At 66.9% G+C, this 23,463-nt stretch carries 22 protein-coding genes; 8 read left to right on the forward strand and 14 right to left on the reverse strand.

The window, feature by feature from the left end:
• Positions 1 to 40: 40 nt before the first annotated feature.
• The 3 genes from EXQ71_03530 to EXQ71_03540 are packed head-to-tail and all read left to right on the forward strand — an operon-like array spanning position 41 to position 2,200.
• Complete coding sequence (locus tag EXQ71_03530; protein MSO86577.1) at positions 41 to 226, forward strand: hypothetical protein; 186 nt, start codon at positions 41 to 43, stop codon at positions 224 to 226.
• Positions 223 to 984 carry an alpha/beta fold hydrolase gene (locus EXQ71_03535; protein MSO86578.1) on the forward strand — a complete coding sequence of 254 codons (762 nt, stop codon included), beginning with the start codon at positions 223 to 225 and terminating at the stop codon, positions 982 to 984. Before EXQ71_03530 ends, EXQ71_03535 begins: the two co-directional genes overlap by 4 nt.
• Before the next feature lie 34 nt (positions 985 to 1,018).
• Positions 1,019 to 2,200, forward strand: coding sequence for an amidohydrolase (locus EXQ71_03540; protein MSO86579.1), 1,182 nt, complete (start codon positions 1,019 to 1,021; stop codon positions 2,198 to 2,200).
• Positions 2,201 to 2,236: 36 nt separating this feature from the next.
• Here EXQ71_03540 and EXQ71_03545 read toward each other — a convergent pair whose 3' ends face one another.
• Complete coding sequence (locus EXQ71_03545) at positions 2,237 to 2,761, reverse strand: rhomboid family intramembrane serine protease (GenBank protein MSO86580.1); 525 nt, start codon at positions 2,759 to 2,761, stop codon at positions 2,237 to 2,239.
• 146 nt (positions 2,762 to 2,907) lie between these two features.
• On the opposite strand from EXQ71_03545, the gene EXQ71_03550 reads away from it, so the two are divergent.
• Positions 2,908 to 4,284 carry an FAD-binding protein gene (locus EXQ71_03550; GenBank protein MSO86581.1) on the forward strand — a complete coding sequence of 459 codons (1,377 nt, stop codon included), beginning with the start codon at positions 2,908 to 2,910 and terminating at the stop codon, positions 4,282 to 4,284.
• Between the two features lie 34 nt (positions 4,285 to 4,318).
• Here the strand turns inward: EXQ71_03550 and EXQ71_03555 are convergent, their stop codons facing one another.
• The 6 genes from EXQ71_03555 to EXQ71_03580 form a co-directional block, all read right to left on the reverse strand.
• Complete coding sequence (locus EXQ71_03555) at positions 4,319 to 5,881, reverse strand: DNA polymerase Y family protein (GenBank protein ID MSO86582.1); 1,563 nt, start codon at positions 5,879 to 5,881, stop codon at positions 4,319 to 4,321.
• Between the two features lie 4 nt (positions 5,882 to 5,885).
• A complete protein-coding gene (locus EXQ71_03560) occupies positions 5,886 to 6,587 on the reverse strand; it encodes a hypothetical protein (protein ID MSO86583.1) in 702 nt (233 codons plus the stop codon).
• Positions 6,588 to 6,625: 38 nt separating this feature from the next.
• Positions 6,626 to 7,711, reverse strand: a complete 1,086-nt coding sequence (locus EXQ71_03565) for an amidohydrolase (protein MSO86584.1) — start codon at positions 7,709 to 7,711, stop codon at positions 6,626 to 6,628.
• A 185-nt stretch (positions 7,712 to 7,896) separates the two neighbouring features.
• The gene (locus EXQ71_03570; protein ID MSO86585.1) at positions 7,897 to 9,099 is read right to left on the reverse strand and encodes a hypothetical protein; all 1,203 of its coding nucleotides are present in this window, start codon (positions 9,097 to 9,099) and stop codon (positions 7,897 to 7,899) included.
• A 120-nt stretch (positions 9,100 to 9,219) separates the two neighbouring features.
• Positions 9,220 to 9,543, reverse strand: a complete 324-nt coding sequence (locus EXQ71_03575; GenBank protein ID MSO86586.1) for a hypothetical protein — start codon at positions 9,541 to 9,543, stop codon at positions 9,220 to 9,222.
• 104 nt (positions 9,544 to 9,647) lie between these two features.
• A complete protein-coding gene (locus EXQ71_03580) occupies positions 9,648 to 10,022 on the reverse strand; it encodes a hypothetical protein (protein MSO86587.1) in 375 nt (124 codons plus the stop codon).
• Positions 10,023 to 10,091: 69 nt separating this feature from the next.
• On the opposite strand from EXQ71_03580, the gene EXQ71_03585 reads away from it, so the two are divergent.
• Positions 10,092 to 11,357, forward strand: a complete 1,266-nt coding sequence (locus tag EXQ71_03585) for an acyl-CoA dehydrogenase (protein ID MSO86588.1) — start codon at positions 10,092 to 10,094, stop codon at positions 11,355 to 11,357.
• Positions 11,358 to 11,384: 27 nt separating this feature from the next.
• Here the strand turns inward: EXQ71_03585 and EXQ71_03590 are convergent, their stop codons facing one another.
• From EXQ71_03590 to EXQ71_03610, 5 genes are all read right to left on the reverse strand, one after another.
• Positions 11,385 to 13,181, reverse strand: a complete 1,797-nt coding sequence (locus EXQ71_03590; GenBank protein ID MSO86589.1) for an NAD(P)/FAD-dependent oxidoreductase — start codon at positions 13,179 to 13,181, stop codon at positions 11,385 to 11,387.
• A 75-nt stretch (positions 13,182 to 13,256) separates the two neighbouring features.
• The gene (locus tag EXQ71_03595; protein ID MSO86590.1) at positions 13,257 to 14,375 is read right to left on the reverse strand and encodes a transcriptional regulator; all 1,119 of its coding nucleotides are present in this window, start codon (positions 14,373 to 14,375) and stop codon (positions 13,257 to 13,259) included.
• Positions 14,372 to 14,887 (reverse strand): hypothetical protein, encoded by a 516-nt coding sequence (locus EXQ71_03600; GenBank protein ID MSO86591.1) that lies wholly within the window; start codon positions 14,885 to 14,887, stop codon positions 14,372 to 14,374. The genes EXQ71_03595 and EXQ71_03600 overlap by 4 nt, the downstream gene beginning before the upstream one ends.
• The gene (locus EXQ71_03605) at positions 14,887 to 15,609 is read right to left on the reverse strand and encodes a ribonuclease HII (GenBank protein ID MSO86592.1); all 723 of its coding nucleotides are present in this window, start codon (positions 15,607 to 15,609) and stop codon (positions 14,887 to 14,889) included. Before EXQ71_03605 ends, EXQ71_03600 begins: the two co-directional genes overlap by 1 nt.
• Positions 15,610 to 15,678: 69 nt before the next feature.
• On the reverse strand, positions 15,679 to 16,542 hold the full coding sequence (locus EXQ71_03610) for a hypothetical protein (protein ID MSO86593.1): 864 nt from the start codon (positions 16,540 to 16,542) through the stop codon (positions 15,679 to 15,681).
• 24 nt (positions 16,543 to 16,566) lie between these two features.
• Between EXQ71_03610 and EXQ71_03615 the strand changes: the two genes are divergently transcribed.
• The 3 genes from EXQ71_03615 to EXQ71_03625 all read left to right on the forward strand — a co-directional run bounded on the left by EXQ71_03615 (position 16,567) and on the right by EXQ71_03625 (position 20,574).
• Positions 16,567 to 17,394, forward strand: a complete 828-nt coding sequence (locus EXQ71_03615) for a polyphosphate kinase 2 family protein (protein MSO86594.1) — start codon at positions 16,567 to 16,569, stop codon at positions 17,392 to 17,394.
• Between the two features lie 32 nt (positions 17,395 to 17,426).
• A complete protein-coding gene (locus EXQ71_03620; GenBank protein ID MSO86595.1) occupies positions 17,427 to 20,060 on the forward strand; it encodes a hypothetical protein in 2,634 nt (877 codons plus the stop codon).
• Positions 20,061 to 20,187: 127 nt separating this feature from the next.
• A complete protein-coding gene (locus EXQ71_03625) occupies positions 20,188 to 20,574 on the forward strand; it encodes a DUF805 domain-containing protein (protein ID MSO86596.1) in 387 nt (128 codons plus the stop codon).
• Between the two features lie 18 nt (positions 20,575 to 20,592).
• Here EXQ71_03625 and EXQ71_03630 read toward each other — a convergent pair whose 3' ends face one another.
• Both EXQ71_03630 and EXQ71_03635 read right to left on the reverse strand, forming a co-directional pair.
• Complete coding sequence (locus tag EXQ71_03630; GenBank protein MSO86597.1) at positions 20,593 to 21,834, reverse strand: adenylate/guanylate cyclase domain-containing protein; 1,242 nt, start codon at positions 21,832 to 21,834, stop codon at positions 20,593 to 20,595.
• On the reverse strand, positions 21,831 to 23,447 hold the full coding sequence (locus EXQ71_03635) for a hypothetical protein (GenBank protein MSO86598.1): 1,617 nt from the start codon (positions 23,445 to 23,447) through the stop codon (positions 21,831 to 21,833). The genes EXQ71_03630 and EXQ71_03635 overlap by 4 nt, the downstream gene beginning before the upstream one ends.
• Between the last annotated feature and the right edge of the window lie 16 nt (positions 23,448 to 23,463).

Genomic DNA, 23,463 nt, shown 5'->3' on the forward strand with positions numbered 1-23,463 from the left:
CGGCGGCGGGCCCGGCCCGCCGTCGTGAAACACTCACGGCATGACCCTCACGATGCGAAAAGCCCAGCACCGGGCAGAGGGTCTCGGTACCGGGTTGGTTCAGGCCGCGCTCCATGATGAGCGCGCCCGGGGGAACACCGTGGCGGCGGGGGGGTGTGCCGCCGAGTTCGTCGACACGCACCCCACCGACGCCACCCTCCTCGCCTCCCCCGGTCCTCGCCGATGACCGACCTCGCTTACTCTGTCCACGGCGAAGGCTCCCCGTTCCTCTGGGCCCACGGGCTCACCAATAGCCGGGCGCAGGAGGAAACTGACGGCCTCTTCAACTGGACCCCACTAGCCCAGCAGGGTCACCAGGTAGTGCGCTATGACGCCCGGGGCCACGGACAGACCGGAGGGCCGCTGGATTCGGCGGCGTACCGCTGGCCCCAGTTGGCCATCGACCTCCTCGGATTGCTCGACACACTCGGCATCCAGCGCACCGCGGCGGGCGGGGCGTCGATGGGTTGCGCCACCCTGCTCTACGCCGCCATTGACGCCCCCGAGCGCTTCGATCGTCTCGTGCTCGTGATCCCACCCACCGCCTGGGAGACCCGCGCCGGGCAAGCCGAGCAGTATGAGGGGTCGGCCCGCTACGTGGAGAAGGCCGGCAAACCGGCCTGGCTGCTGGCGGCGGCGTCGGCCCCCCGCCCGGAGGTGTTCGCTGGTCTTCCCCCCTTCCCCGCCACCGCCGATATCCCCGAGAAACTCCTCCCCTTTGTGCTGCGGGGGGCGGCCGCCTCGGATCTGCCGCCCCCCGATGCCATCGCCACCATCACCCAACCCACCCTGGTGTTGGCCTGGAGAGGCGATGCCGGTCATCCCGTATCCACCGCCGAACAACTGGCGGTACTCCTTCCCGATGCCCGCCTCCGCATAGCCACCGACCTCAGCGAGGTGCTCTCCTGGCCGGCGCAAGTCGCCGCCTTCCTCGATGCGCCCTAACCTGAGCATGCGCACCAAAGATCAGGGGAATCCGATGCCCTATATCGAAGGCCGCGTCGTCCACGATGCCGACGCCCACATTATGGAAGAGCCCACCTGGCTCCTGGACCACGCCGACCCATCGGTGCGGGCAAAGTTGCAACCCAACGCGGACCTCGCCCTGTCTCCGGGTGAGGCCGAGGCGATCGATCAGATGAAGGCCCGCCACGCCGACCCCGTCTTCCGGGCGCGTGATGCCGAGGAGATCATGGATCGTAAGAACTTCAAAGCCACCGGCAGCACCATTGCCGCTGATCGTCCCCTTGCCCTCGATCTGCTCGGCGTGGCTAGTCAGTTGCTCTTCAACACCTTCAACAACGGTCACCTGCTGCGGTTGGAACGCAGCGGCGACGTGGATCTCGCCTACGGCGCCGCCACCGCCCACAACCGCGGCATGGTCGAGTTCTGTTCGGTCGATCCCCGTCTCCTGCCCACCTGCTATGTCCCCCTCGCCAACTTCGAGCGTTCGGCCGCCATCGCCGGCGAGGCCCTCGCCATGGGGGCCGCCGCCCTCCTCATCCCGAGTGGGTGCCCCAACGAGCACTCGCCCAGCCACCTCGGCCTCGATCCGGTGTGGCGCCAGGCGGAGGAAGCCGGGATTCCGATCGTGCTGCACGTGGGTGGCGGGGGCCAACTACTCCACCCGAGCTACTTCGTAAACGGCGGGGCCTATGTGCCGGACTTCCACGGCGGCGATGAGAACTTCCGCTCGGTGGACTACATGGCTATCCCCGGGCCCCCCACCCAAACACTGGCCACCATGATCTTCGATGGGGTCCTCGAGCGGCATCCGGCCCTGAAGATCGGCGTCATCGAGCAGGGGGCGATCTGGATGCCAGGCTGGATGCGCCAGATGGAGAGCGCCTTCGACGCCTTCGCGAAGCACGAGGCGCGGCTGCGGAATCTCTCGCTGCGCCCCAGTGAGTTTGTGCGCCGCCAAATCCGGGCCACGCCCTATCCCACCGAGGACGTGCGCTGGATCGTGGAGCAGGCTGGGAGTGAGGTGCCCTTGTTCTCCACCGACTACCCCCACGTTGAAGGGGGGCGGCGGCCGATGGAGCGATTCGAGACGAGTCTCGGAGACGCCTCCGAGGCCGTGCGTCAGGCGTTCTACGCCGACAACTTCATCGACCTCATGGGCACAGCGCTCAGCCGACTGCCGGTGCCGGCCCACTAACCCCGAGGGCGGGCGCCGGGCCCACCCGCTCCTCGCTCAGGCTTCGTCGTCTTCCGAGCGCCCGCCATGAACCACAAAGGCCGCCACCACCCCGCCGAGGGCACCGAAGACGTGGCTCTGCCAGGAGACTCCCGGCCGGGGGAACAGCCCCCACAGCGCTCCCCCGTAGACCACGAAGGTGATGACCCCCACGATGAGGTAGCCGACCTGACGGTCGAACAGGCCCCGCAGCAAGAGGTAGGTGAAGTAGCCAAACACCAAGCCGCTCGCCCCGATGTGGATCGACTGGGATGAGCCCGTCAGCCAGGTGCCCGCCCCGGCCACCAACCCAATGATGACCGTCACCTTCACGAAGCGGCGGGCGCCCCCCAGAGCGACCACGCTGCCCATCACCAGAAAGGGAAGGGTGTTGGCCACCAGGTGACCGAACCCGTCGTGGAGGAATGGGGAAGCGACGATGCCGTCGAGCCCATCCACGCGCCGGGGCCGAATGCCGAAACGGTCGAGGCCGCCACCGAGGGGAATGTCCACCAACTCCACCCCCCACATCATCGCCACCATCAGCCCCAGCGGGATCCACGCGGCGAACCTGCGCCGGGGCAGAGCCTGCTGCACTCCCTCGGTGTCCACCGCACCATCGTGCCAGGCCGAAGGGCCCGGTGCCGCGCACCGGACGGCGTGCCCACCGCGCCCTAGTGTCCCAGGGGATGACCCCCCTCGCGCACCCCGCGCCCGCCGTCGCCCTCCAGGCGCTTCGCGATGCCCTACCCGACGCGGCGGTAGAGACCGACGTCGACGTCATGGATCGTTACCGCTACGACCGCGCCACCACGGTGGTCCCTGGTACCCCCCTGGCCCTGGTGCGCGCCACCAGCACCAGCGATGTGCAGGCCACGCTGCGGGTGGCCAGCCAGTACGCAATACCGGTGGTGCCGCGCGGAGCCGGCAGCGGACTCTCCGGTGGTTCCTGTGCGATCGATGGGGCCATCACCCTGAGCACCGAAGGCATGCGGGCCATCACCGTCGACCCTGCCGCCATGGTGGCGGTGGTTCAACCCGGCCTCCTCAATGTCGAGGTAAAAGCCGCCGCCCGGGTGCACGACCTCTGGTATCCACCCGATCCGTCGTCGTTCGAGATCTGTTCGATCGGCGGGAACCTAGCCACCAACGCCGGCGGATTGTGCTGCGTGAAATACGGCGTGACCACCGACTACGTGTTGGGCCTGGAGGTGGTGCTCGCCGATGGCCGTGCCCTTCGTCTCGGTGGCTCCACGATCAAAGACGTAGCCGGGTACGACCTCAAGCGGCTCTTCGTGGGCTCGGAGGGCACCCTCGGGATCATCACCGAAGCCACCCTGCGCCTGCGCCCTCTCCCCCCGCCTACCACCACCATCATCGCCACCTTCCCCGATGTGGTGGCCGCGGGCCACGCTGTTACTGCGGTGATGGCCAGTGTTCGCCCGGCGGCCCTCGAACTGATGGACGCGGCGGCGGTGGCCGCGGTGGAAGCCGTGCGACCCATGGGCCTCGACCCCTCGATCGGCGCGTTGCTCCTGGCCCAGGTGGACGGTTCTGCCTCCGAGGCAACAGCGGTGGCCGCTTGTTTCACCCAGGCCGGGGCCACCTACGTCGCCGTGTCCGACGATCCCGAGGAGGGCGAAATGCTCATGGCGGCGCGGCGGATGGTGATCCCGTGCGTCGAGCGATTGGGCACGGTGCTCATCGAAGACGTCAGTGTGCCGATTCCGCGTATCCCCGACCTGGTGGCGGCGGTGGTGACCATTGCGGAGCGTCACGGCACGGCCATTCCCGTCATCGGACACGCTGGTGACGGCAACTTCCACCCACTGGTGACCTTCGATGCTCGCGATCCGGAGGCCACCGCCCGAGCCGAGGACGCCTTCGACGCGGTGATGGAGGCCGCGCTGGCGCTCGGTGGCAGCATCACCGGCGAACACGGCATCGGCACCCTCAAGGCCCGCCACCTCGCCCAGCAACTCGGCCCCGATGTGATGGAGATCACCCGGGCGGTGAAAGCCGCCCTTGACCCAGCCGGGATTCTCAATCCCGGCAAGTGGGTGTGACCTCCCCGATTCCTGCGCCCGCCCACCGGCGGCTTCAGTCGTAGGTGGCCTCCACCCGCCACCGGCCCAACTCGAGGACGAAAAGGCGGGCCTGCCCGTCGTTGGTCACGACCTGGAGACGGGCGCGACGGCGGCGACGGGCCGTGTCCCACCCCCACTCTTCAAGCGGCCAGGGCCCGGCCCAGTGGAGAACCTCCGCCCACGGGCCCCCCGCTACCGATACCCGCCAGGGGGGGGCCGATAGCGCACCCCGGCCGCTCACCAGCACAACATCCCCGGCGGCATCAACCACCTCGGCTCCCGGCGGATCGCCGTGAACCCACGCCGGTGACGGGGTTGGCAACCGGCCCGGCCACGGACCCACCACCCGATCGCGGTGCGCCTCGGGACGAGCGGCGGCGAGGTCTACCGCGGCGGCAGACACCAACACGACCTGGGTGGCAGGGTCGCGGCTCCCGCGCCACTCGGGCACCGCCACCGATTCCATACCGAGGAGGCCCTGCACCCGCGCCACGGCACGGCTGGCCCGATCGACGGTGGCGATGTCGCTTCCCCAGAATCCGAGTTGCGGGCCACCGGCGGGCACGATCTCTTCCGGGGTGAGCCACAGGCGACTGATACCAGAGGTGGGCCGGTGCCGCGCCGACCCCTGAAGCCAGCCATCGAGTTGCCAGCGGAGCCGATCGGCTATCGCCGCCGCGGTGAGGATGCCCTCAGCCCGCCACACCCGTTCGAGGTGTTCACCGTGCTCGGTCTCCGCCCCGATCACCACCCGCGTACAGGCCGATCCCCTCCGCCACAGTCGGTCGTGTAGTTCCTCGGCCAGACCGCGAGCCAGGAAGGCCGCCGGGGCCACCGTGTCGGCCGGGGGATCCAAGACGGTGCTCACGGTGAGATCAGCGGGGGGCGGACCCAGTGCCGGTGGGCGCTCGTCGAGACCCGCGGCTAGCCGCCAGGCCGCCTGACCCGGCTTCCCAAAGCGGGCCAGCATGTCGCGTTCAGGCAACGCCGCTAACGCGCCGAGCGTGCCCACCCCGAGGCGACCGAGTACGTCCACCAACTCAGGCCGATCCAGCGTGGCCGCCGGAAGCGGAGCCAGAAAAGCGGGGGTACCCCCCACCGGAACAACCGCCGTCCAACGGGCGATCTCGGCGGCCAGGGTGGCCGCGAAGATGCCATCGGCGACCCCCACCCGGGCGCGGCCCCGCTCCCCCAGTACCTCGCTCACAATGGCGTGGGTGCGGGACACCAACCCCTCGTCGCCCCCGAAAAAGCGAGACGGCCCCCGGGTGGGAAAGGCCACTTCTCCCGGGCGGGTGATCTCCACCCGGGGAGTGAGGGCATCGAGACTGGCCACGATGGGTTCGAAGGCCCGGGCGTCACGGGCGGGGTCGCCGGCGATGACCAGCAGTGAAGGACAGCGCGATTGTGCCTCCCGTCGCCGCTGATACAACGCCACCCCATGCTCCCGGGCAGCCGGCGAGGTAGCCGTCACCCGATTGGCGTGAAACACCGCGGCGGGTACCTGGGGGGACACTCCCGCCGCGGTGATGGACCAGTCGGTGCATTCCACCACCAGTGTGCGCAAGCCAACCACGGACTCAGCGCAGCGAGCGCAACGAGCGGACGGGAGCGAGGGCGACCTCTTGCACTTTCCCATCCGGACCCGGGAGCCAAAAGTCCGCCCGGCGAGGCGACGCAGCCTCGCCTCGACCGCCCCGGATGATCCGCACCTTACGGGCCCGCAAATGGCCATGTCCGTTGTCGAGGCCCTCCCAGCGGGCCCGGGACACCTCGAGTTGGAGGTCAGCTCCCTCGGGCCAGCCCACCCCCACGAGCAACAGTACGACCCCGCGTTCACGGGCGCGGGCAGCCAGTCGCCGCGCCTCGGCCGGGCGCGCCCCCACCCGGTCGGCGGGGAGGATGATGAGGTCGAAGCCGTCGATCAACGCCGCCACTACTCCCCCCCAGGCATCCCGGGTGGGGGCTGTTACCACGACGAGTCGCTCGAGGGCTACGCCCATCTCGTCGGCCGCGACAAAACCGAGTGACGCTAGGCCCACAGCCGCCACCCAGCACCCCGTCTGGGAGGCCTCGGCCACCAGGGCCAGAGCCAGGGAAGTGCCACCCCCCACTCCCACCGCCGAGCCAACCGACACCGTGGCTCCCCGTCGCAGTCCGGCCCCGGGGAGCAGGGTGGCAAAGGCCGGCAGCACGGGCAGTCGCCGCTCGGCGGTCAAGGTGACCGGCCGTATCCGTTCGGTTAGTTCCGCCAGCGTGCTCGGAACTGCCTCACTGCCCATACCCAACAGCATCGAACACTTGTTCGATGCTGTCAAACCTATGTGGTGAGGGCCAGACCGTTGTCGCGCATGATCAGGCGAATCTCCTCGGCGGTGAAACCAGCCAGATCGTCGGCAAAACTCGACGGGTCGGCCAATCCCTCGGCGTGGGGATAATCGGAGCCGAACAACACCCGTTCCACGCCCAGCACATCGGCCACACCGCGGATGTCGTCCTCGTAATAGGGCGATACCCACAGATGGTCTCGAAGTTGTTGGGCAGGGTCAACGCCATCGAAGGCGGTGGGACGTTGATGAAAGGCCTTGGTGAGTCCGGCGGCGAGCGACGGCACCCAGTCGCTGCCCGACTCGATGGTGGCCACCCGTAGGTTCGGGAACCGACGGAAGACACCATCGCAAACGAAGGAACCGACCGTGTCGAAAATCGGTCGATGACCGGTGATCAGTTGCTTGAACGGGTCGTGACGAAAGGCTTCGAACTCGGGGTTCCGGCCCCATGCTTGGGCTAAGAACCCGTAGCCCGACTCGCCAGAGTGAAACGCGACGAGCACCCTCGCTTCGTTCAGGCGGGCCCACACCCCATCGTGGGCCGGATCACCGTAACTGCGGTGGCCGAGCGGATCCTTTACCGGCCCGGAGCGCAACACCACGGCGCGAGCACCGTGGTCGAGTACCCGCGACACCTCCGCCTCGGCCGCCCCGGGGTCCAAAAGGGAGATGTAGGGCGCGGCAAAAATACGGTTCTGGTAGGCGTAGCCCCAGTCGTCTTCCATCCACCGATTGAAAGCGGTGAACGACGCGGCCGCGGCAGTCGGGTCGTGGCAGAGCGCTTCTTCCATGCCCACGCCCATGGTGGGGAACAGGAAGCACCCCTCGATGCCCTGGGCATCCATCGCCTCGAGGCGGGCATCGCGATTGCGATATTCGGGTCGGATCGGTTCCAACTCCCCGAAGGCGGCCCGGATGTCGTCACCCGGGGTCTTGCCCCGGAAGTAATCGTCGAGTGCCCCTGGTTTGGCCACCGGATCGAAGGTGGGGTTCGGGATGAAGCGGTTGATCTTCCCGGCCACCATGAGCCGCGCTTTGCCATCGAGATTGATCCACTGAACGCCTCGGCGCGCCATAGCCGGATCCAGGTGCCGGGTGAAGGCATCGGTGGCCTCGTAGTAGTGGTTGTCGGCGTCGAAGAGACGAAAACCGAGTGCGGTCAATGGTCCCCCTGAGGACGACAGAACTAGAACACGTTCTAGCCTAACGGGGGCTGACGGCCGCAACGGCGGCTCGGCCCCGCCGGGGCCGAGCCACCCGCTTAGCTCAGACCCATCTTTGGTTCGCCGTAGGCGTTGAGGCCAGTACCGGTGCGGACGCACCTACCGGCCACGGGCACACCACCGTTGTAAGCGAGGCGCATGCAGGCGCGCATGGCGAGCTGGCCCCAGTAGTTGGCGTGCACACTCTCTTGCACCTGGTACGGGCCAAACACGGTGCTGGTGGTCCGCAACTGGTTTACCCACTCGGTCTTGTCCACTGCGCCGACCGACGTCCAGGACGCCAGCCCTTTCTCTTCGAGCAGCCCAACGGTGTTTTCACAGAGTCGACGGCCGTTGAGCGCCGTTTGGAAGTCGAGGATCTTGATATTGGTCAGCCCGCTCTGGGTGACGGCGTTGCGTATTGAGTTGTTGAAGGTCGGCACCACAGTGTTGTTGGCCCAGTCGGCATCCTTGTTCCACATGCCGCACCCGCCCACGGTTTGGCGGGTGAAACCGCCACCCTGCGGGTAACGGTTCGCCGCTCCATTGGGGATCGGCGACCAGTAGGTGTCGACCATGATGGTGTACGACGAGTTGGCGTAGCCAGCGTTGGCCATCGCCTGACGCACGTTGAGGAGCCCGGTCTTGATGGCGGTGGTCTTGGCGGAGATGTTGCTGGCGGTGAAACGAGCCGCGATGTCGCTGTCGTCGTAGCAGTAGTTCGGCCACCACGACGGCGACAGGTACCAGTCGAGGAAGCAGGCCTGCAACACATCGGCGAACCCGTAGTCATTGGCCCCGATGAGCACCGACACCATCTTCACGTTGTGGGTCGAGGCGAACTCTTGCAACGCGAGCGCCTGCCCCTTTCCGCTGCTGGTGTTGGAGAAGTCGAGCCCTGGTTTGAAGTCGGAACTTCCGCCGCCATGGGTGGCGGCACGGGCACCCGAACACGCCAGATTGAGCGAGTTCACCGTGCTGATGTGGATGGCAGCAGACTCAGAACGATGACAACCGGGGATCTGCTCGCCGGTGTTGGCGGCGTTGTCGAAATAGGCATCGCTGCCACCGGCATCGACGTTGTTAGACGAGACATTCGTGTTGCCGGCCCACCGGCCGGCTTCCCCCGAGATGGCCGAGTCGCCCAGGCTGACCACCCACGGGCTTCCCACCCCCGGGCCATCGGCGGCGGCCGTGGGAGCCCCCGCCGTAGTGGCCACCGCAGAGGCTACGAGCACCCCCACCAAACCGATCAGACGCATGGGACGCGTGACGAACCTGACCATGAAGACCCCCCGGATCGTTTCCGTCTGGCCCTCATAGCCCTACGAATTTCCAGACATTACCCCACCGCCCCCGGCGGCCGGGGATGTCGGCGGCGGCTAGCCCTCGTCGGGCGCGGTCGGCACCGCCGGGGCGTCGCCGTAGTAACGGAACAGACCGCGGACAACATCGCCCAGGCCCTCGCCGGTGCGGCCGCTGATCAAGGTGACCGTCACCACCGAGCCGTTGATGTGCACCTTGTCTACCTCGCCCGTAGCAAACAGGCGGCGGGCCAACTCGTCCACGGGTCGCTGCCGCAGCGGCCCCGGTGGGCCCTCGTAGCGATCGTGGCCCATCCCCGACAGCGCCCGGTTCGTGTCCAACCGCAGAATGGACGGGTTGGTGGCGGAGGGTGTTTCGACGACGGTGATCAACTGGCCCATACGAACTCTGATGCTACCCATGCGGCTCCCGCCGGCGGAATCCGGCCCGGATGCGACGGCGGGCCCGCTGATCAGGGCCGTGTTCTTCTGGCCACGGGCGCGGGTTAGGCCACCGGGGCGGCGCGGCCCTGTTCGCGCAGGGCCAGGACCGAGAGCGCAATGGACACTCCAGCCAACCCCAGGTGGACCGCCACAAAGGCAACGGCGTGGTCACCGGTGGCGATGCCCACCGAGCGGGCCAGCCACACCCCGATCGTCCATCCCGCCAGGGCCTTCAGCACTACCGCGTGCCCGCGAGCCTTCCTCCACAGGGTCGCCAGGGTGGCGAGCGCCAGCACCGTAAAACTCACCGCCAGGCCGGTCCGACCCCACTTTTCCCCGTTCGAGAGCGCATCGTCGTTCCAGATGTTGCTGATGCGGGTAGTCCAGATGATCAACGTCCAAGCGCACAGCAAAACCGTCCACCGACGCCACAACATGGGTGAAGTCTAATCCGCCGGGCTATCTTGACCATTCAGTCAAGTACCACTCGCAAGGGGACCCACCGCATGGCCGACCAGCCCACCATCGACGAGTTCGAAGCCGAGGTACGAGCCTTCCTCGACGCCAATGCCAAGCCCAAACGCGACAACAGTCACCAAAAATTCGTGTGGGGCGAGGGTGAAGACGATGTCTCCATGTTCGAAGAGGTAGACCGCGCCAAGGAGCAACGGGATCTCGCCACTGCGAAGGACTGGCGCGCCCGGCGCTTCGACGCCGGCCTGGGGTACATCTCCGGAGCCGCGCACTTGGGTGGCCGCGACCTCCCGGCCGCCTACGACCGCCTCTACGGCAACCTCGAGGGCCTCTATGACGTGCCCGACCAAGGATTCTTCGGCATCGGCCTCGGCATGGTGGCCCCCACCATCAAAGATCATGCCCAGGAGCATGTGAAGGCCCGCTACCTGCCAGCGATGTACCGGGCCGACCTCGTGGGCTGCCAACTCTTCAGCGAACCCGGTGCCGGCTCTGACCTCGCCGGGTTACAGACCAAGGCGGAACGCGACGGCGACGAGTGGGTCATCACCGGCCAGAAGGTGTGGACCTCCGGCGCCCAGTACTCCGACATCGGTGAGATCATCTGTCGTACCGACCCCGATCTTCCCAAGCACAAAGGCCTCACCGGCTTCATCGTGGACATGCACGCCCCCGGGGTGGAGGTGCGCCCCTTGCGTCAGATGACCGGCGGCGCGTCCTTCAACGAGGTGTTCTTCAACGAAGTGAAAGTGCCCGACGATCATCGCCTTGGCGATGTGAACCAGGGGTGGTCCGTGGCCCTCACCACCTTGATGAACGAGCGAGCGTCGATCGGGGCGGGCGGCGGGGGCGGCGGCATGGGCCTGGCGAACGTCACGCGTCTGGCCCAGATGATGCAGCACTTCGGTTACGGCGACAGCGCCGTGCACCGCGATCGCCTGATGGACATTTACACCCGCTTCCAGGTGGCCAAGTTCACCAACCAACGCGCTCTCGACAAGATCAAGGCCGGCCAACTGCCCGGCCCAGAGATGTCCATCGCCAAGATGGCCCTCACCGACAACCTCACCCGCACGGCCGCGTTTGCCGCCAGCGTGCTTGGCGCCCGCATGGTGGCCGACACCGGCGAATGGGGCACGTACGCCTGGTCACAGTTCGTGTGTGGCACCCCGGGCATGCGCATCGCCGGTGGTTCCGACGAGGTCCTGCGCAACATCGTGGGCGAACGCGTGCTCGGTCTCCCGAAGGACTCGGGCATCGACTCCAACAGCCCGTTCAAGGACATCCCGAAGAACTAAGACCCGGGCCGTGGCGGCGCCCCAAGATCAGGAGCGCAGGTCGAGCCCTACCAACCCACCCTCGGCGCGCCATTGGGCGAGGAGTTCAAAAAAGGCCATCGTCCCGGCACCGTAGAAACCGTTCTGCGCCCCTCCGGGCACGGGCTTTCCTTCGCCGTTGAAGTACCCGGGGGTGCAGTCTTTCGTATTCCCGAAGCCGCCCAACTGCGGGGGGTTCGCGATGATCTCGCGCACCCATTCATCCTCAGCGGCGGCGGTTACCTCCACCGCCACCGCTCCGGCATCGAGCACGGCGCCCACGATGTAGACGATCTGTTTCGAACACTCTTCGAGCAGGTGCGGAAAGTTGGCCGACACGCCGCCCTGGCTGAAGCCCACCACGAAGGCGTTGGGAAAGCCGTGTACGTGCATCCCGTGCAAAGACCGAGTGCCCTCGGCCCAATACCCCGAGAGGGTCTTGCCGTGGCGCCCGATGAGGTCGTAGCCCGACCGGCGGGCCTGCGACGTCCCCACCTCGAAGCCGGTGGCGTAGATGAGGCAATCGATTTCGTATTCCTGTCCCGCCACCACCGCTCCGGTGGGGGTGATCTGTTCGACACCCCGGCCCTCGGTGTCTACGAGATGCACGCCGGGCTCGTTGAAACTCTCCAGATAGCCGTCGTGGAAACAGGGCCGTTTACAAAACTGCCGGTACCAGGCCTTGAGCGAATCCGCAGTGGTTGGGTCCTCCACGATCTCTTCTACCCGCGCCCGGATCTCGTCCATCTTCGAGAAGTCCGAATCCTCTAGGGCCGCGGTAACCCCATCCGGGCTGAGATCGCCGGTCTCGGCGATGCGGTCCATGGTGCGGCGATAGATGTCGGTCCACCCGTCCATCACCAGGTCTTCCGAGGACCCCGAACCCGAAGTCAAGGCGGTGAAGTTGGCGATCCGGTCCCGTTGCCAGCCCGGCTCCAGTGACGCCACCCAGGCGGGATCAGTGGGCTGGTTCCCTCGCCGGTCCACCGACGACGGCGTGCGCTGAAAGACGTACAACGCCTGGCAGGCTTTCGCCAGGTGGGGAACGCACTGTACGGCGGTGGCGCCGGTGCCGATGATGCCCACCCGTTTGTCGGCGAGTTGGTCCAAGCCCCCGCCCGAATGGCCGCCGGTGTAGGCGTAGTCCCAACGACTCGTATGGAAGGAGTGGCCGGCGAAGGACTCGATGCCGGGGATACCCGGAAGTTTCGGCCGGTGGAGCGGGCCATTTCCCATCACAATGAACTGCGCCCGCACCGCGTCGCCTCGGTTGGTGTGAATGACCCAGCGGGAAGCGGCGTCGTCCCATTCGACCGAGGTCACCTCGGTACTGAAGAGCGCGTTGTCGTAGAGACCGAAGTGCGTGGCGATGCGCTGGCAGTGCTCCTGGATCTCCGGCCGGTAGGCGTACTTCTCGCCCGGGATGTAGCCGGTTTCCTCCAGGAGCGGCAGATAGATGTACGACTCCACATCGCACTGGGCACCGGGGTAGCGATTCCAGTACCAGGTGCCCCCCACGTCGCCACCCTTTTCGATGATGCGCACGTCGGTGATACCCGCCTGCACGAGACGGGCGCCGGTGATGAGCCCGGCGAAGCCACCGCCGATGAGAGCGACCGTCACATCGTCGCTCAAGGGAGCCCGAGGAGTGACGGTGGTGTACGGGTCGTGGAGGTAGTGGGCATAGGGCCCGGTCATCTCTAGGTACTGGTCGTTGCCGTCGGCTCGTAGCCGCTTTTGGCGTTCCGCCGCGTAGCGCGCCTGGGTGGCTTCCCGCCGCGTGGGTTCCTCTGGGGGGCTGGTCATCGTGATGGCCTACCAGTCGGTCCCAACATCACAACCATTATGGGCGCGCAGAGCACCACATCGACCCGGTTGGAATCAAGATGCGGGGGTGAGGGGGTCGGCCAGGCTCCATCCCTGATCGAGCATCTCGTCGATGGCGCCCAGGGCCAGGTCCAACCGCGTCTCGAAAGACCCTTCGAGCACCAGTACCCGTCGGCCGCTCTGGCTCAATGCCTCCTCAAATCGACTCGTCATCCAGGGGCGGATCAGCTCACCATCACGAAATCCGTCCTGTTCGAAGGGGACATCGTGATCGTGGGTAAGCAGGTAGAGGGGATGATGGCGGGTCAGTACATCCACCGCGGCGCTGCTAACACCCATGTAGCGCTCGTGCCAGATCGACACCGAGAAGGCATCGGTATCGCACACGAGCACGGGACCACCCGAACGGGCCGCCGCGTCTTCGAGGGCGTTCTGTGTCTCGGCCATCACCACGAACTCCTCGGAATGCCAGATCAGTTCGGCCATCTCCGGGGGTGCGACCCCGGCGAGCACGGCATTGGCGCGGTCTTTGGCCAACTTGGCCACGGCCATAGTCCGGCAGTGCTCCGGAACCCATTGGGTGCGCCCGTGGGCACCCCCGCGCGCCCGCAGGGCATCCACCAGCGCGTGCGACATGGTGGTGGTCCCCGTGGACTCCGCTCCCAGCACCACGACCCGGCGAGCGAACCAGGCCCGTACCGGAGGCATCATCCGATGCCAATGGGCTATCGGGTCAGCCCGCACGGCGGTACCGCTCACCGGGGCCAAGCCGCGATCATCATCGACGGGCACCGCGATGGCACCGAAACGCCGGGCCAACTCCGGCCCGTACTCCTCGGAACTGAACACGGCGGTGACCGCCTCGACGGTAACCGCCGCCACCCCCGCTCGGAACACCGCCTCGTGGATGTCCCACAGGGCGCGGTCGCTGAAGTCCACGGGATGGTCGTCGATCACTCCTACGAAGGTCACGTTCCCTTGATGGGCATGAATTTCGCGTAGCCACGCCAACCGATCCCGGTGAGGGATCGACTCCACCTCGTGGGATAGCACGAGCACGGTAACTCGGTCACTGCAAGCAGCCGCCGTGTTGATCAGAAGGTGATGACCTTCGTGGGGCGGATAAAACTTTCCGACCACCAAGCCGTGGGGAGTTGACAACGCTCCGGTCATAGGAGCCCTTCGATTCGCCTGATGGCATCGATAACCACCCGAGGCGCAACCTCGATGGCCTCGGGTCCTGCCACCGGTGTTCGGCTTCGGTCGACACGGTCCTTGGTGGTGTGAGTGCCGGCCAGCGCCACGCCAAAGATGAACAGAGCAAACCCCCCCGCGAGCAGCGCAACCGAGGGCCCGCCGAGTAGATATCCAACCCCGATCAGGGCCACCGCGCTGAGGGCACCCACTACCGGCAGAGCACTGGTGGGCTTGGTGGCAATCACGAGCGCAGCGCGTCCGTCCGCCCCCGCTAGGCGTTGGCGCACCTTGCCTTCGAAGGCAGCCTGGGACAGCGAAAGCAGCATCGCGCGGGTCATGGCATCCGCCTCGGCCTCCAAGGCATCGGCGATTCGATTGAGATCGGCGAGCACCGCAACCCACGCCGTGGCCTCGAGGGACAGCGCCTGCAGATCGGCGAGGGTGCGGCGCAAGTCTGCCTCGAGGTCCCTTGCGTCATCGTCGGACATCACAACAGCGCCGTTTGACCGCGCCGGGCCGGGCGAAGGGGCGCGGGCGGAACCAGACGCGGCACACCGGCCCACGGAAGATCATCCATAAACACCCAACTGCGGCGGTGAATGGCCGATGGCCCCATGCCCTGGAGGGCCACCTTGTGCCGGGGGCAGGGGTACCCCTTGTTGCGTTCGAAATTCCAGTACGGGCGATGCTCCGCTTCGGCCCGCATGATGCGGTCGCGGGTGACCTTGGCCAGAATCGAGGCGGCGGCAATCGACAGACAGTGGGCGTCTCCCTTTACTAACAACTCGCTGGTGCCTTCTCCCACGAAATCCCAGTTCCCATCCAGCAGCACCCGATCGGCGGGGAGTCCGAGGGCATCAAGAGCGCGTCGGGCCGCCAATCGTTGGGCCTCGGACATACCCAGTTCGTCGCACTCTTCCTCGCTGGCATGCCCCACCGACCAGGCCACACACCAGGTGGCGATCCGGTCGAACATCGCCTCGCGCTCAGTTTCGGTGAGCATCTTCGAATCCCGGATTTTGTTGACGCGTCGGTCCTTCGGCACCACTGCCGCGCCCAGGGTGAGAGGCCCGGCCCACGCCCCCCGACCAACCTCATCGATCCCCACCACCACATCATGGCCCTCAGCCCAGAGCCTACGTTCCACCGCCAAGGAGGGCGCCGACGCCGTGAGCGCCTTGCGTAGGGTGGGCACACTCCCCGGTCTCACCCTCGTAGTGGAGCGAGTCGGAGGCACCTCCCAGACTCTACCGACCCCGCCGATGGCGGGCCGATGACCTCAGATCTCCATGGTCTCGTATCGCCCCGTGCACGGATGACCAACGAGGTAGTGCACCACCGAAGGCGCGTCGCCGTGCAGTTCGGCCACCATCGACGCCGCCGTCACTTCGCCATGATCGGGGTCGTCTACATGCATACAGATCGTCCAACCATCGGGGCCGCCCTGGTGGGATGAGAGATGGGCCTGCAGGCCCGCCACGTCGACCGGCCGGGCTGCCAGGGCGTGCACCGAAGCGGCCAGGCGCGGATCCACCCGCACCTCCACCGGCTGTCGGGGGTGACGATGAACGGCGTCGAAGGCGGCGATCGTCGTGCGGTTGGAGATGGCCCGCACATCCACCACCGACTCCACGGCCATCTCGGCTCCAGAGGTCTCCAGCACATACGCCCGCTGCGGATCGGCCAGAAGAAACGACGACCAGTAGGGGCGCCGCCCCCCTTCATGACCCGATCCCCCCTGACCCACCGTGGCGATGAGGTCGCCGATGATCTCCACGGCGGCGGTGGCGGTGACGGCGCGTTCGAGGGCCAGTCGCACTAGGTCCATCCCGGTGAGCCCGTCGGGGGCTCGCCGTGGGTCGGCCGTGGTGTAAATCGAGGCGTTACCGGCCGCCACCCCCGCTTCGTTCACGCCGTGCTCCAACCCCCAACCCCAACTCGGCCGGGAACCAACCACCGCCAGCGTGACAGCCGGGTGCGGCGGCACCTCCACCCAGGTGGTGGCGGTACCGGGACGGTCGCGACGCGGCGGGAACCGCTCGAACACCTGGATCTCACCGGGAGGGCGGTCGCTGTTCTTGGCGAACAGGGTGGAGGCGCCGGTGACCCCGGGTAACGCACACAACAGATCGCACACACCCAACAGTGTCTCCTAGACTCACCCTTGATGGGCAACCGCCTCCCGCACCGCCTCCCGTTGGGTACGAAGGTTGATCTTCAAACCTTCGCCACCGACGACGCCTCGGCGGCCCCCGGGAACAAGGTCGGCACCCAGCAGGCCACGGCGCTGCTCACTGCCCGGATCGCCGAGTTGCAAAAGATCCTGTGGGCTCGCCAACAGGAAAGGGTGCTGGTCGTGCTCCAGGGCATCGACACGTCGGGCAAGGGCGGCACCATCAACCGGGTCTTTAGCTCCGTGAACCCCGCCGGCCTGAGGGTCACGTCGTTTAAGGCCCCCAGCGAAGCCGAACTGGCTCGAGATTTCCTCTGGCGGGTGCACGCCAACGTCCCCTCCCGGGGAGAGATCGGCGTGTTCGACCGCAGCCATTACGAAGACGTGCTGGCCGTCCGTGTCCTACAACTCGTCCCCGAAACCCACTGGCGGAAGCGCTACGCCCACATCAATGCCTTCGAATCCATGCTGGCCGACGAGGGCACAACCATCGTGAAACTCTTTCTTCATCTGTCGAAGGACGAACAGAAGAAACGCCTCCAGGCCCGGCTCGATACGCCTTCCAAACATTGGAAGTTCGAGCCGAGTGACCTCCAGGCCCGGGCCCACTGGAACGACTGGCACGCCGCCTTCGCCGAAATGCTCACCCGCACCAACACCAAGCCAGCCCCGTGGCATGTGATCCCGGCGGACCGCAAGTGGTACCGAGACTGGGCCGCCGCCACGATCATGCTTCAGGCGCTGGAGCGACTGAACCTCCACTGGCCCGCCGCTCGCGCCGACACCCTCGGCATCGTGATCGACAAAAACCCCTCGCCGTAACGACACAACGTAACCACCCACACCTGCTCCTCATGGCTCGACGCGTCAACATCATTCCGCACACCCACTGGGATCGAGAGTGGTACCTGCCGTACCAGTCGTTCCGCCTCAAACTGGTGGACCTACTCGACGGGCTCCTACCCCAACTCGAAACCGACCCGGCCTACGCCCACTTCCTCCTCGACGGCCAGATGGCCGTGGTGGAGGACTATTTGGCCGTGCGGCCCGAGGCCGAGGATCGGCTGCGGGCCCTGGCCGCCACCGGCCGCCTGGCGATGGGCCCGTGGTACACGCTGCCCGATGAGTTCCTTGTCTCCGGCGAAACCCTCGTGCGCAACCTGGCGCGTGGATTGGCCGTAGCGGCCGAGTTCGGCGGGGCCATGGAGGTCGGTTACCTACCCGACATGTTCGGCCATGCGGCCCAGATGCCACAGATCCTCCGCCTGTTTGGCTTCGAGCACACGGTGGTGTGGCGCGGGGTGCCCTCGGCCATCAACCGCACTGGGTTCTGGTGGTCGGCCCCCGACGGTTCCACCGTGCGGGCCGAGTATCTCCCGTTGGGCTACGGCAACGGTGCCTTGGTCCCCAACGATGCGTCCGCCCTACTGCGGCGAATCGGTGAGTTCGAGGAGGAGCAGGGCGATCTGCTTACCGGGCCCATCTTGTGGATGAACGGCACCGACCACCTCATGCCGCAGTCGTGGCTGGGCCGGGTGGTGGCCGAAGCCAACGCGCTCGACGCCGGCTACGAACTGCGCATCGGCTCGCTGGTTGACCACGTCACCACCGCCCCGACCGAAGGACTGCCCACCTGGACCGGCGAACTGCGTTCAGGGGCGCGGGCCAACCTCCTGATGGGCGTGGGCTCCAATCGGGTGGATGTGAAACAGGCTGCGGCCCGGGCCGAACGAGCCCTTGAACGCCAAGCCGAGCCCCTCTCCGCGCTGTTCCTCCCGGCGGCCGACTGGCCCGGTGCGTTGCTCGATGAAGCCTGGCTCGAGGTGATCCGCAACAGCGCCCACGACTCCATCTGCGCCTGTTCCGCCGATGCCGTGGGGGCGGCGGTCCTCCATCGCTTTGCCGAGGCCAGTCAGATCGCCGACGGTCTTACTGACCGAGCCCTCCACTCGCTCGGGGCCACCATCGGGGTGGATGGCACCGTGCCGGTGATCGTGAACAGTTCATCCCGCACCCGCCACGGGGTGGTGGAGATGCGCTTCCCGGGTACCGAGGTACCCGAGGGATGCCAACTGGTGTCGGCCCGACCGGCGGAGCGGGTGCTGATGGAGGGCATCACGACGGAGGTCGCCACGATCATGGTGAGCGAGTTGGAGTACGCCCGCAACATCACCGCCTTCAGCATTGATGCATCCGACGGAACCGAACTGATCCGGGTGGAGCGCGAACCCGCCGGCACGCTGGTTACCCCGCCGGTGCGGAGGGCACTGACCGATCTGCGCCAGAACCACGCGGGCGAAGGAGTGCGGGTGCGAGTGTCGAATCGGGCGGCCGTGACCGTGCTGGGTCAGGTTGCCAACGTCGCTGGCTTCGGTTGGCAGGCCTGGACCGGCGCTTCGGTCACCACCAACCCGGTCAGCGCCGACGAGTTACACCTGACCAACGGTGCGATCACGATTGAGATCGACCCAACAGAGGGCACCTTCGCCATCGATGGCGTGAAGGGCTTCGGTCAACTCGTAGACGGCGGCGACGACGGCGATACCTACAACTGGTCCCCACCGAGGATGGAGACCGTGGTGGACACGGCGCGCTCGGTAACCACCAACGTGCTGGAAGCCGGCCCAGTACGCGCCCGGGTAGAGATTCTGCGCACCTACGTGCTCCCCACGCACATCGAAGACGAAGCGCGAGTGGGCGCCCACCCCGTTGAGGTGCGCACCACCCTCGAACTGCACGCCGGCGACGATGTTGTGCGCGTGCACATCGAATTCGACAACCACGGTGTACGTGACCATCGCCTGCGGGTCCATCTCCCGCTTCCCCAGCGCGCCGAGGGCTCGCTAGCCGAATGTGCCTTCGCCACCGTCGAGCGCGGCCTTTGCGCCGAGGGGGGGGTCACCGAGCAGGGCATCCCCACCTACCCAAGCCGCCGATTCGTGTCGGCCGGTGGCCTCACCGTGGCGCACGAAGGCCTCCTGGAATACGAACTCATCGACCTGGATGCCACCGCCACCACCGCCGGGGCCCTCGCCCTCACCCTCCTGCGCTGCACCGGGATGCTCTCCCAGGGTCCGATGACCACTCGGGCCCTCCCAGCGGGTCCGCTGACCCCGCTGGAAGCCCCCCAATCGCAGCATCGCGTCGAAGCCCGATTCGCGCTTCACGTTGGTGGTCGCAACCCGTACGCGGTGGTCGACGATGCCTTCCTCCCCCTTCTGGTTACCCGCGGCGGGGGTCACGTCGACTCCGCCGCCACTCAGGGGCAAGCGCTGCTGATCACCGGGGTGGAGGTGAGCGCCGTCACCCGCGAGGCCGGCGCCTTGCATGTGCGGGTCTTCAACCCGAGCGCGCAGACCACCACCGTCGGCCTCGACGGGCGGCACGGATCCCTCGTCGATCTGCGGGGTCGGCGAGTGGAGGCCTTCGCCAACCACTTCACCCTCGGCCCCTGGCAGATCGCCACGGCGGCGATCAGCGAGGACTGACCGCAGGGAAGTCGGGCTCGTCGATCTCGGTAGCATCCGCCCGGCGAGGGAGACCCTTCCGTAACCTTTGGCTTCTCACGCAGAATCCCATCTTCGCAACAGTCGCGATTCCCGGAAGGCGCCAACCATGCAAAAAAACTCTTTGTGGGGAAATTGGAAGTCCGTTGTCGTTGACAACTACGCCAACCCCACCGGGCGGGCTCGCCGCGCTGAGTTCTGGTACTTCGTTCTGGCCAACCTGGTCATCGCCATCATTCTGGGCGCACTTTCATCTCTCTTAGGTCTTCCTCTTATCTGGAATCAACAGCTGTTCGTGAGCATCTATGCATTGGCCGTACTTATCCCGAACATCTGTGTCCAAATCCGCCGCCTCCACGACAGCGGCAAGTCAGGCTGGTGGCTCCTCCTCCTTCTCACCGGCATCGGAGCCATCGTTCTCATCGTCTTTTACGTCTTAGACAGCGAGAAGGCCACCAATACCTATGGCCCGTCTCCGAAATACCCCAACGGCTAAGCGCCCCGCGGCCGTCGGTCAGTAGGCCTTCGCTCCGCTCTCCGGCCCGCTGAGGCCGACCTGGCCCTCAGGGGCTGAGTCGGCCTCAGCGGCAGGGCTGGAAGACCATTCCGCGAGACGTTCTCGCATCGCCTCCCGCATCTGGCCTCGACGTTCGTCGATTATTTCCCGGATGGTGTTCGGAGCATCGTGGGCGTGGAGCAGCACCGAGAGTTGTACCCGTCCGAGGCTCTTGAGCGAGCGCGGCCGCATGTTCTTGAAAGCAAAGTTCGGATGATCTTCGAGCGCTAAGCGCAGTTCGGGCGAGACCACCACCGTGCCCGGATAGGCGATACCCGTAACGCGACTGGCGAGGTTCACGGTGGCCCCGTAGGCATCACCTTCTCGTTCGAGTACCGGCCCGAGAGCGAGCCCCACCCGAACGTCAGACAACTCGGCGGCGTCGCGCGAGGCATCAGCCAGCCGGAGGGCGATCTCGCCGGCGGCCACCGGATCCTCCACGAGGAACATCACCTCGTCACCAATCATCTTCACCACCCGGCCACCGCCGGCGATGACTACGTCGTAGGCCAACCGTTCGAACCGGTCCACGACCGCCGCCAGTTCCTCGTCAGTCACCTGCTGGGCCAGGGCGGTAAACCCAACGAGATCGGCAAAACCGACGATAAGACCGGCGCTGTCCTCCTGATCACCGCGAAGCCGACGGTGGCGTGCGGCGGCCTGCAAATGTCGGCGCCACACCTGTTCGAGGACGATCGGGAACATCGGCAGCAAGTCCCCTACTTCGCTGGTCACCGGTCCAAAGACTTGGTCGCCGAGGTCGTCGACTTCAGCGGCGGCGCTCGCTCCACTCCCGGCGCTCATAGCATCGATCAGGGCCAAGGCAACTCGAGCCATGGACGAGCCGATCACGCGGGTCATTCCGTAGGTGACCTCCTCACTAACAGCCCCACTGTGCATCAGGTCTGCCATGGCGGTGAGGTTCGCAAGGTCAATATCGGAGAAGATCGATTCACCGGCTTGTGGCTCCGGGAAACCCAGCGACCGCCAAATATGACGGAGTTCCTCGGCCGGTAACCCGGTGGCGGCGCAGGCGGCGGCGAGGTCGTACTGAAGGGGTTGACCAAGGGCGAGATGGTCGATGGCCAACAGCAGCAGCGTCCCGTCCGTCTGCGCCTCATCGATGTCCGGCCACGGTACCCCCATGGCCGCGAGGACTTTCCCGAGTTCAGTCCTCGATGGGTTCGAACTCGTGCTCACTCCGGCTCCCGTCGAGACATTGGCTCAATGACCACCGGAATGCTGAGGCCGCGCGACCTGGCCGGGCGTTCAGGAACCGGCACGGGGGCCAGGAGCGCTTCGCCGGAGCGTTCGGTACTGAACCACGCGGCATCGATCGTGGGGGTGGTGAGGCGCACCGGGCCAAGCCCATCATGGGGATCCAGTTCCCAGAGCAGGGCCGGGCGCTCACCGTGCCAGCGGATGGCGTAGGACAACCGCCCGGCGCCGGTCGGCGCATCGTGCACCTCCCATCCCTGGCCCAGCCAGGCCTCGGGAATGCCCGGGCTGAGAGCGAGTCCACCGGGCACCTCTTGGATAAGACGGGCCCGGACCAGGGTGACCAAGGCGGCATGGGCGGCAAGGTCGTGGCCACCGTGAACCCCCGGCCACGTCCAGGTACTGCTCGCCTCCGCCAGTCGCTCGGTGAGGTCATCCACTTGCGACCCATCGGGCCCACCAACCTGCTGGGCCAGGGCTTGCATGTCTTTGGCCGCCCGGTCCTCCCCGGCATCGGTCAGTAGACCGGCCGCGTGCAACAAAACCGTAGCGGGTACCGCCCCCGCCCCCTTCGGCAGGCGGGGCACCAGCGCCGCCACCAGTTCCGTAGCCTCTTTGGCGAAGGTGGCATCCCGGGTGAGAGCCCAGTGCTGCCCCAGCGCCGCGAGCGCGGCCAGGGCGTTACCACCGCGCTCCACGAGTTGGATCGGGTCCTGGAGCAAGGCGCGCGCGGCGTCCTCCGCGAAGCCCGCCAGGTCGAGAGCGGCCGCTTCGATCGGCCCGGCCGGACCCAGCAGAAGGAACCGGGTACTCGACAGCACCGCTTCTCGTACCCGCCGCTCGGGTACCTCAAAGCGAGCCCCGGCGCGAGTGTGTGCACCCCATCCCTTGGCCACGTTCTCGGCGTCGGGCAAGGCGTCGAAATCCACCGGGGCCTCCGCCACCAACAGCACCGCCCGCAGGGTGGCGGTGTGGGCCAAGGGAAAGAGCAGGGCCCCCTGGGCCAGACCGTGCCCACAACGCGTGTCGCTCGGGGCCACCACGGTGGCATCTCCGGCGAAGACCATGGCCGCGGAGTCGCCGCCCGCTCGGGTGGACATTGCCATACGGCCCGGCGATCGCGACAGCGAAAGCACCGCCTTCCCGTCGACGCGAACAATGGAGTTGGCTAGCTCAATCCGCTCCACCCGACCCGGCCCGTCCACCGGGTAGGGCCGCACCGCCAACGCCACCGCAAACGGCACCGTCGACTCGTTGGTGATCTCCACCACCAGGGCTTCCTGGCCGGCGGCATCCCGGGCGGCATACACCCGCTGCACGGCGTCGCCGCTCGGCACTTTCACGCGGGTGACCACCACGGGAGCGTTCCCGAGCAGTTCTTGGCGCACGGCGGCTTCCCGGGCGGGCACATGCCAGCGATCCTCCGCCCCGATCCACCAGTCCAGCGACCATGCCGCCCCCTCAGTCTGGACCAGACCAGCCGGGTCCACCCGCCAGCGCGTGGCCCCATCCAGGTTCCCCACGGTGGTCCAACGCCCATCCCCCCGGGATTGCACCCACCCCTCACCGGGAACGGGACGAGATCGCGGGCGCACCCTCCCATCGAATCAG

It is taken from the genome of Acidimicrobiia bacterium, from assembly GCA_009694375.1.
Classification (GTDB): Bacteria; Actinomycetota; Acidimicrobiia; order Acidimicrobiales; family VFJN01; genus VFJN01.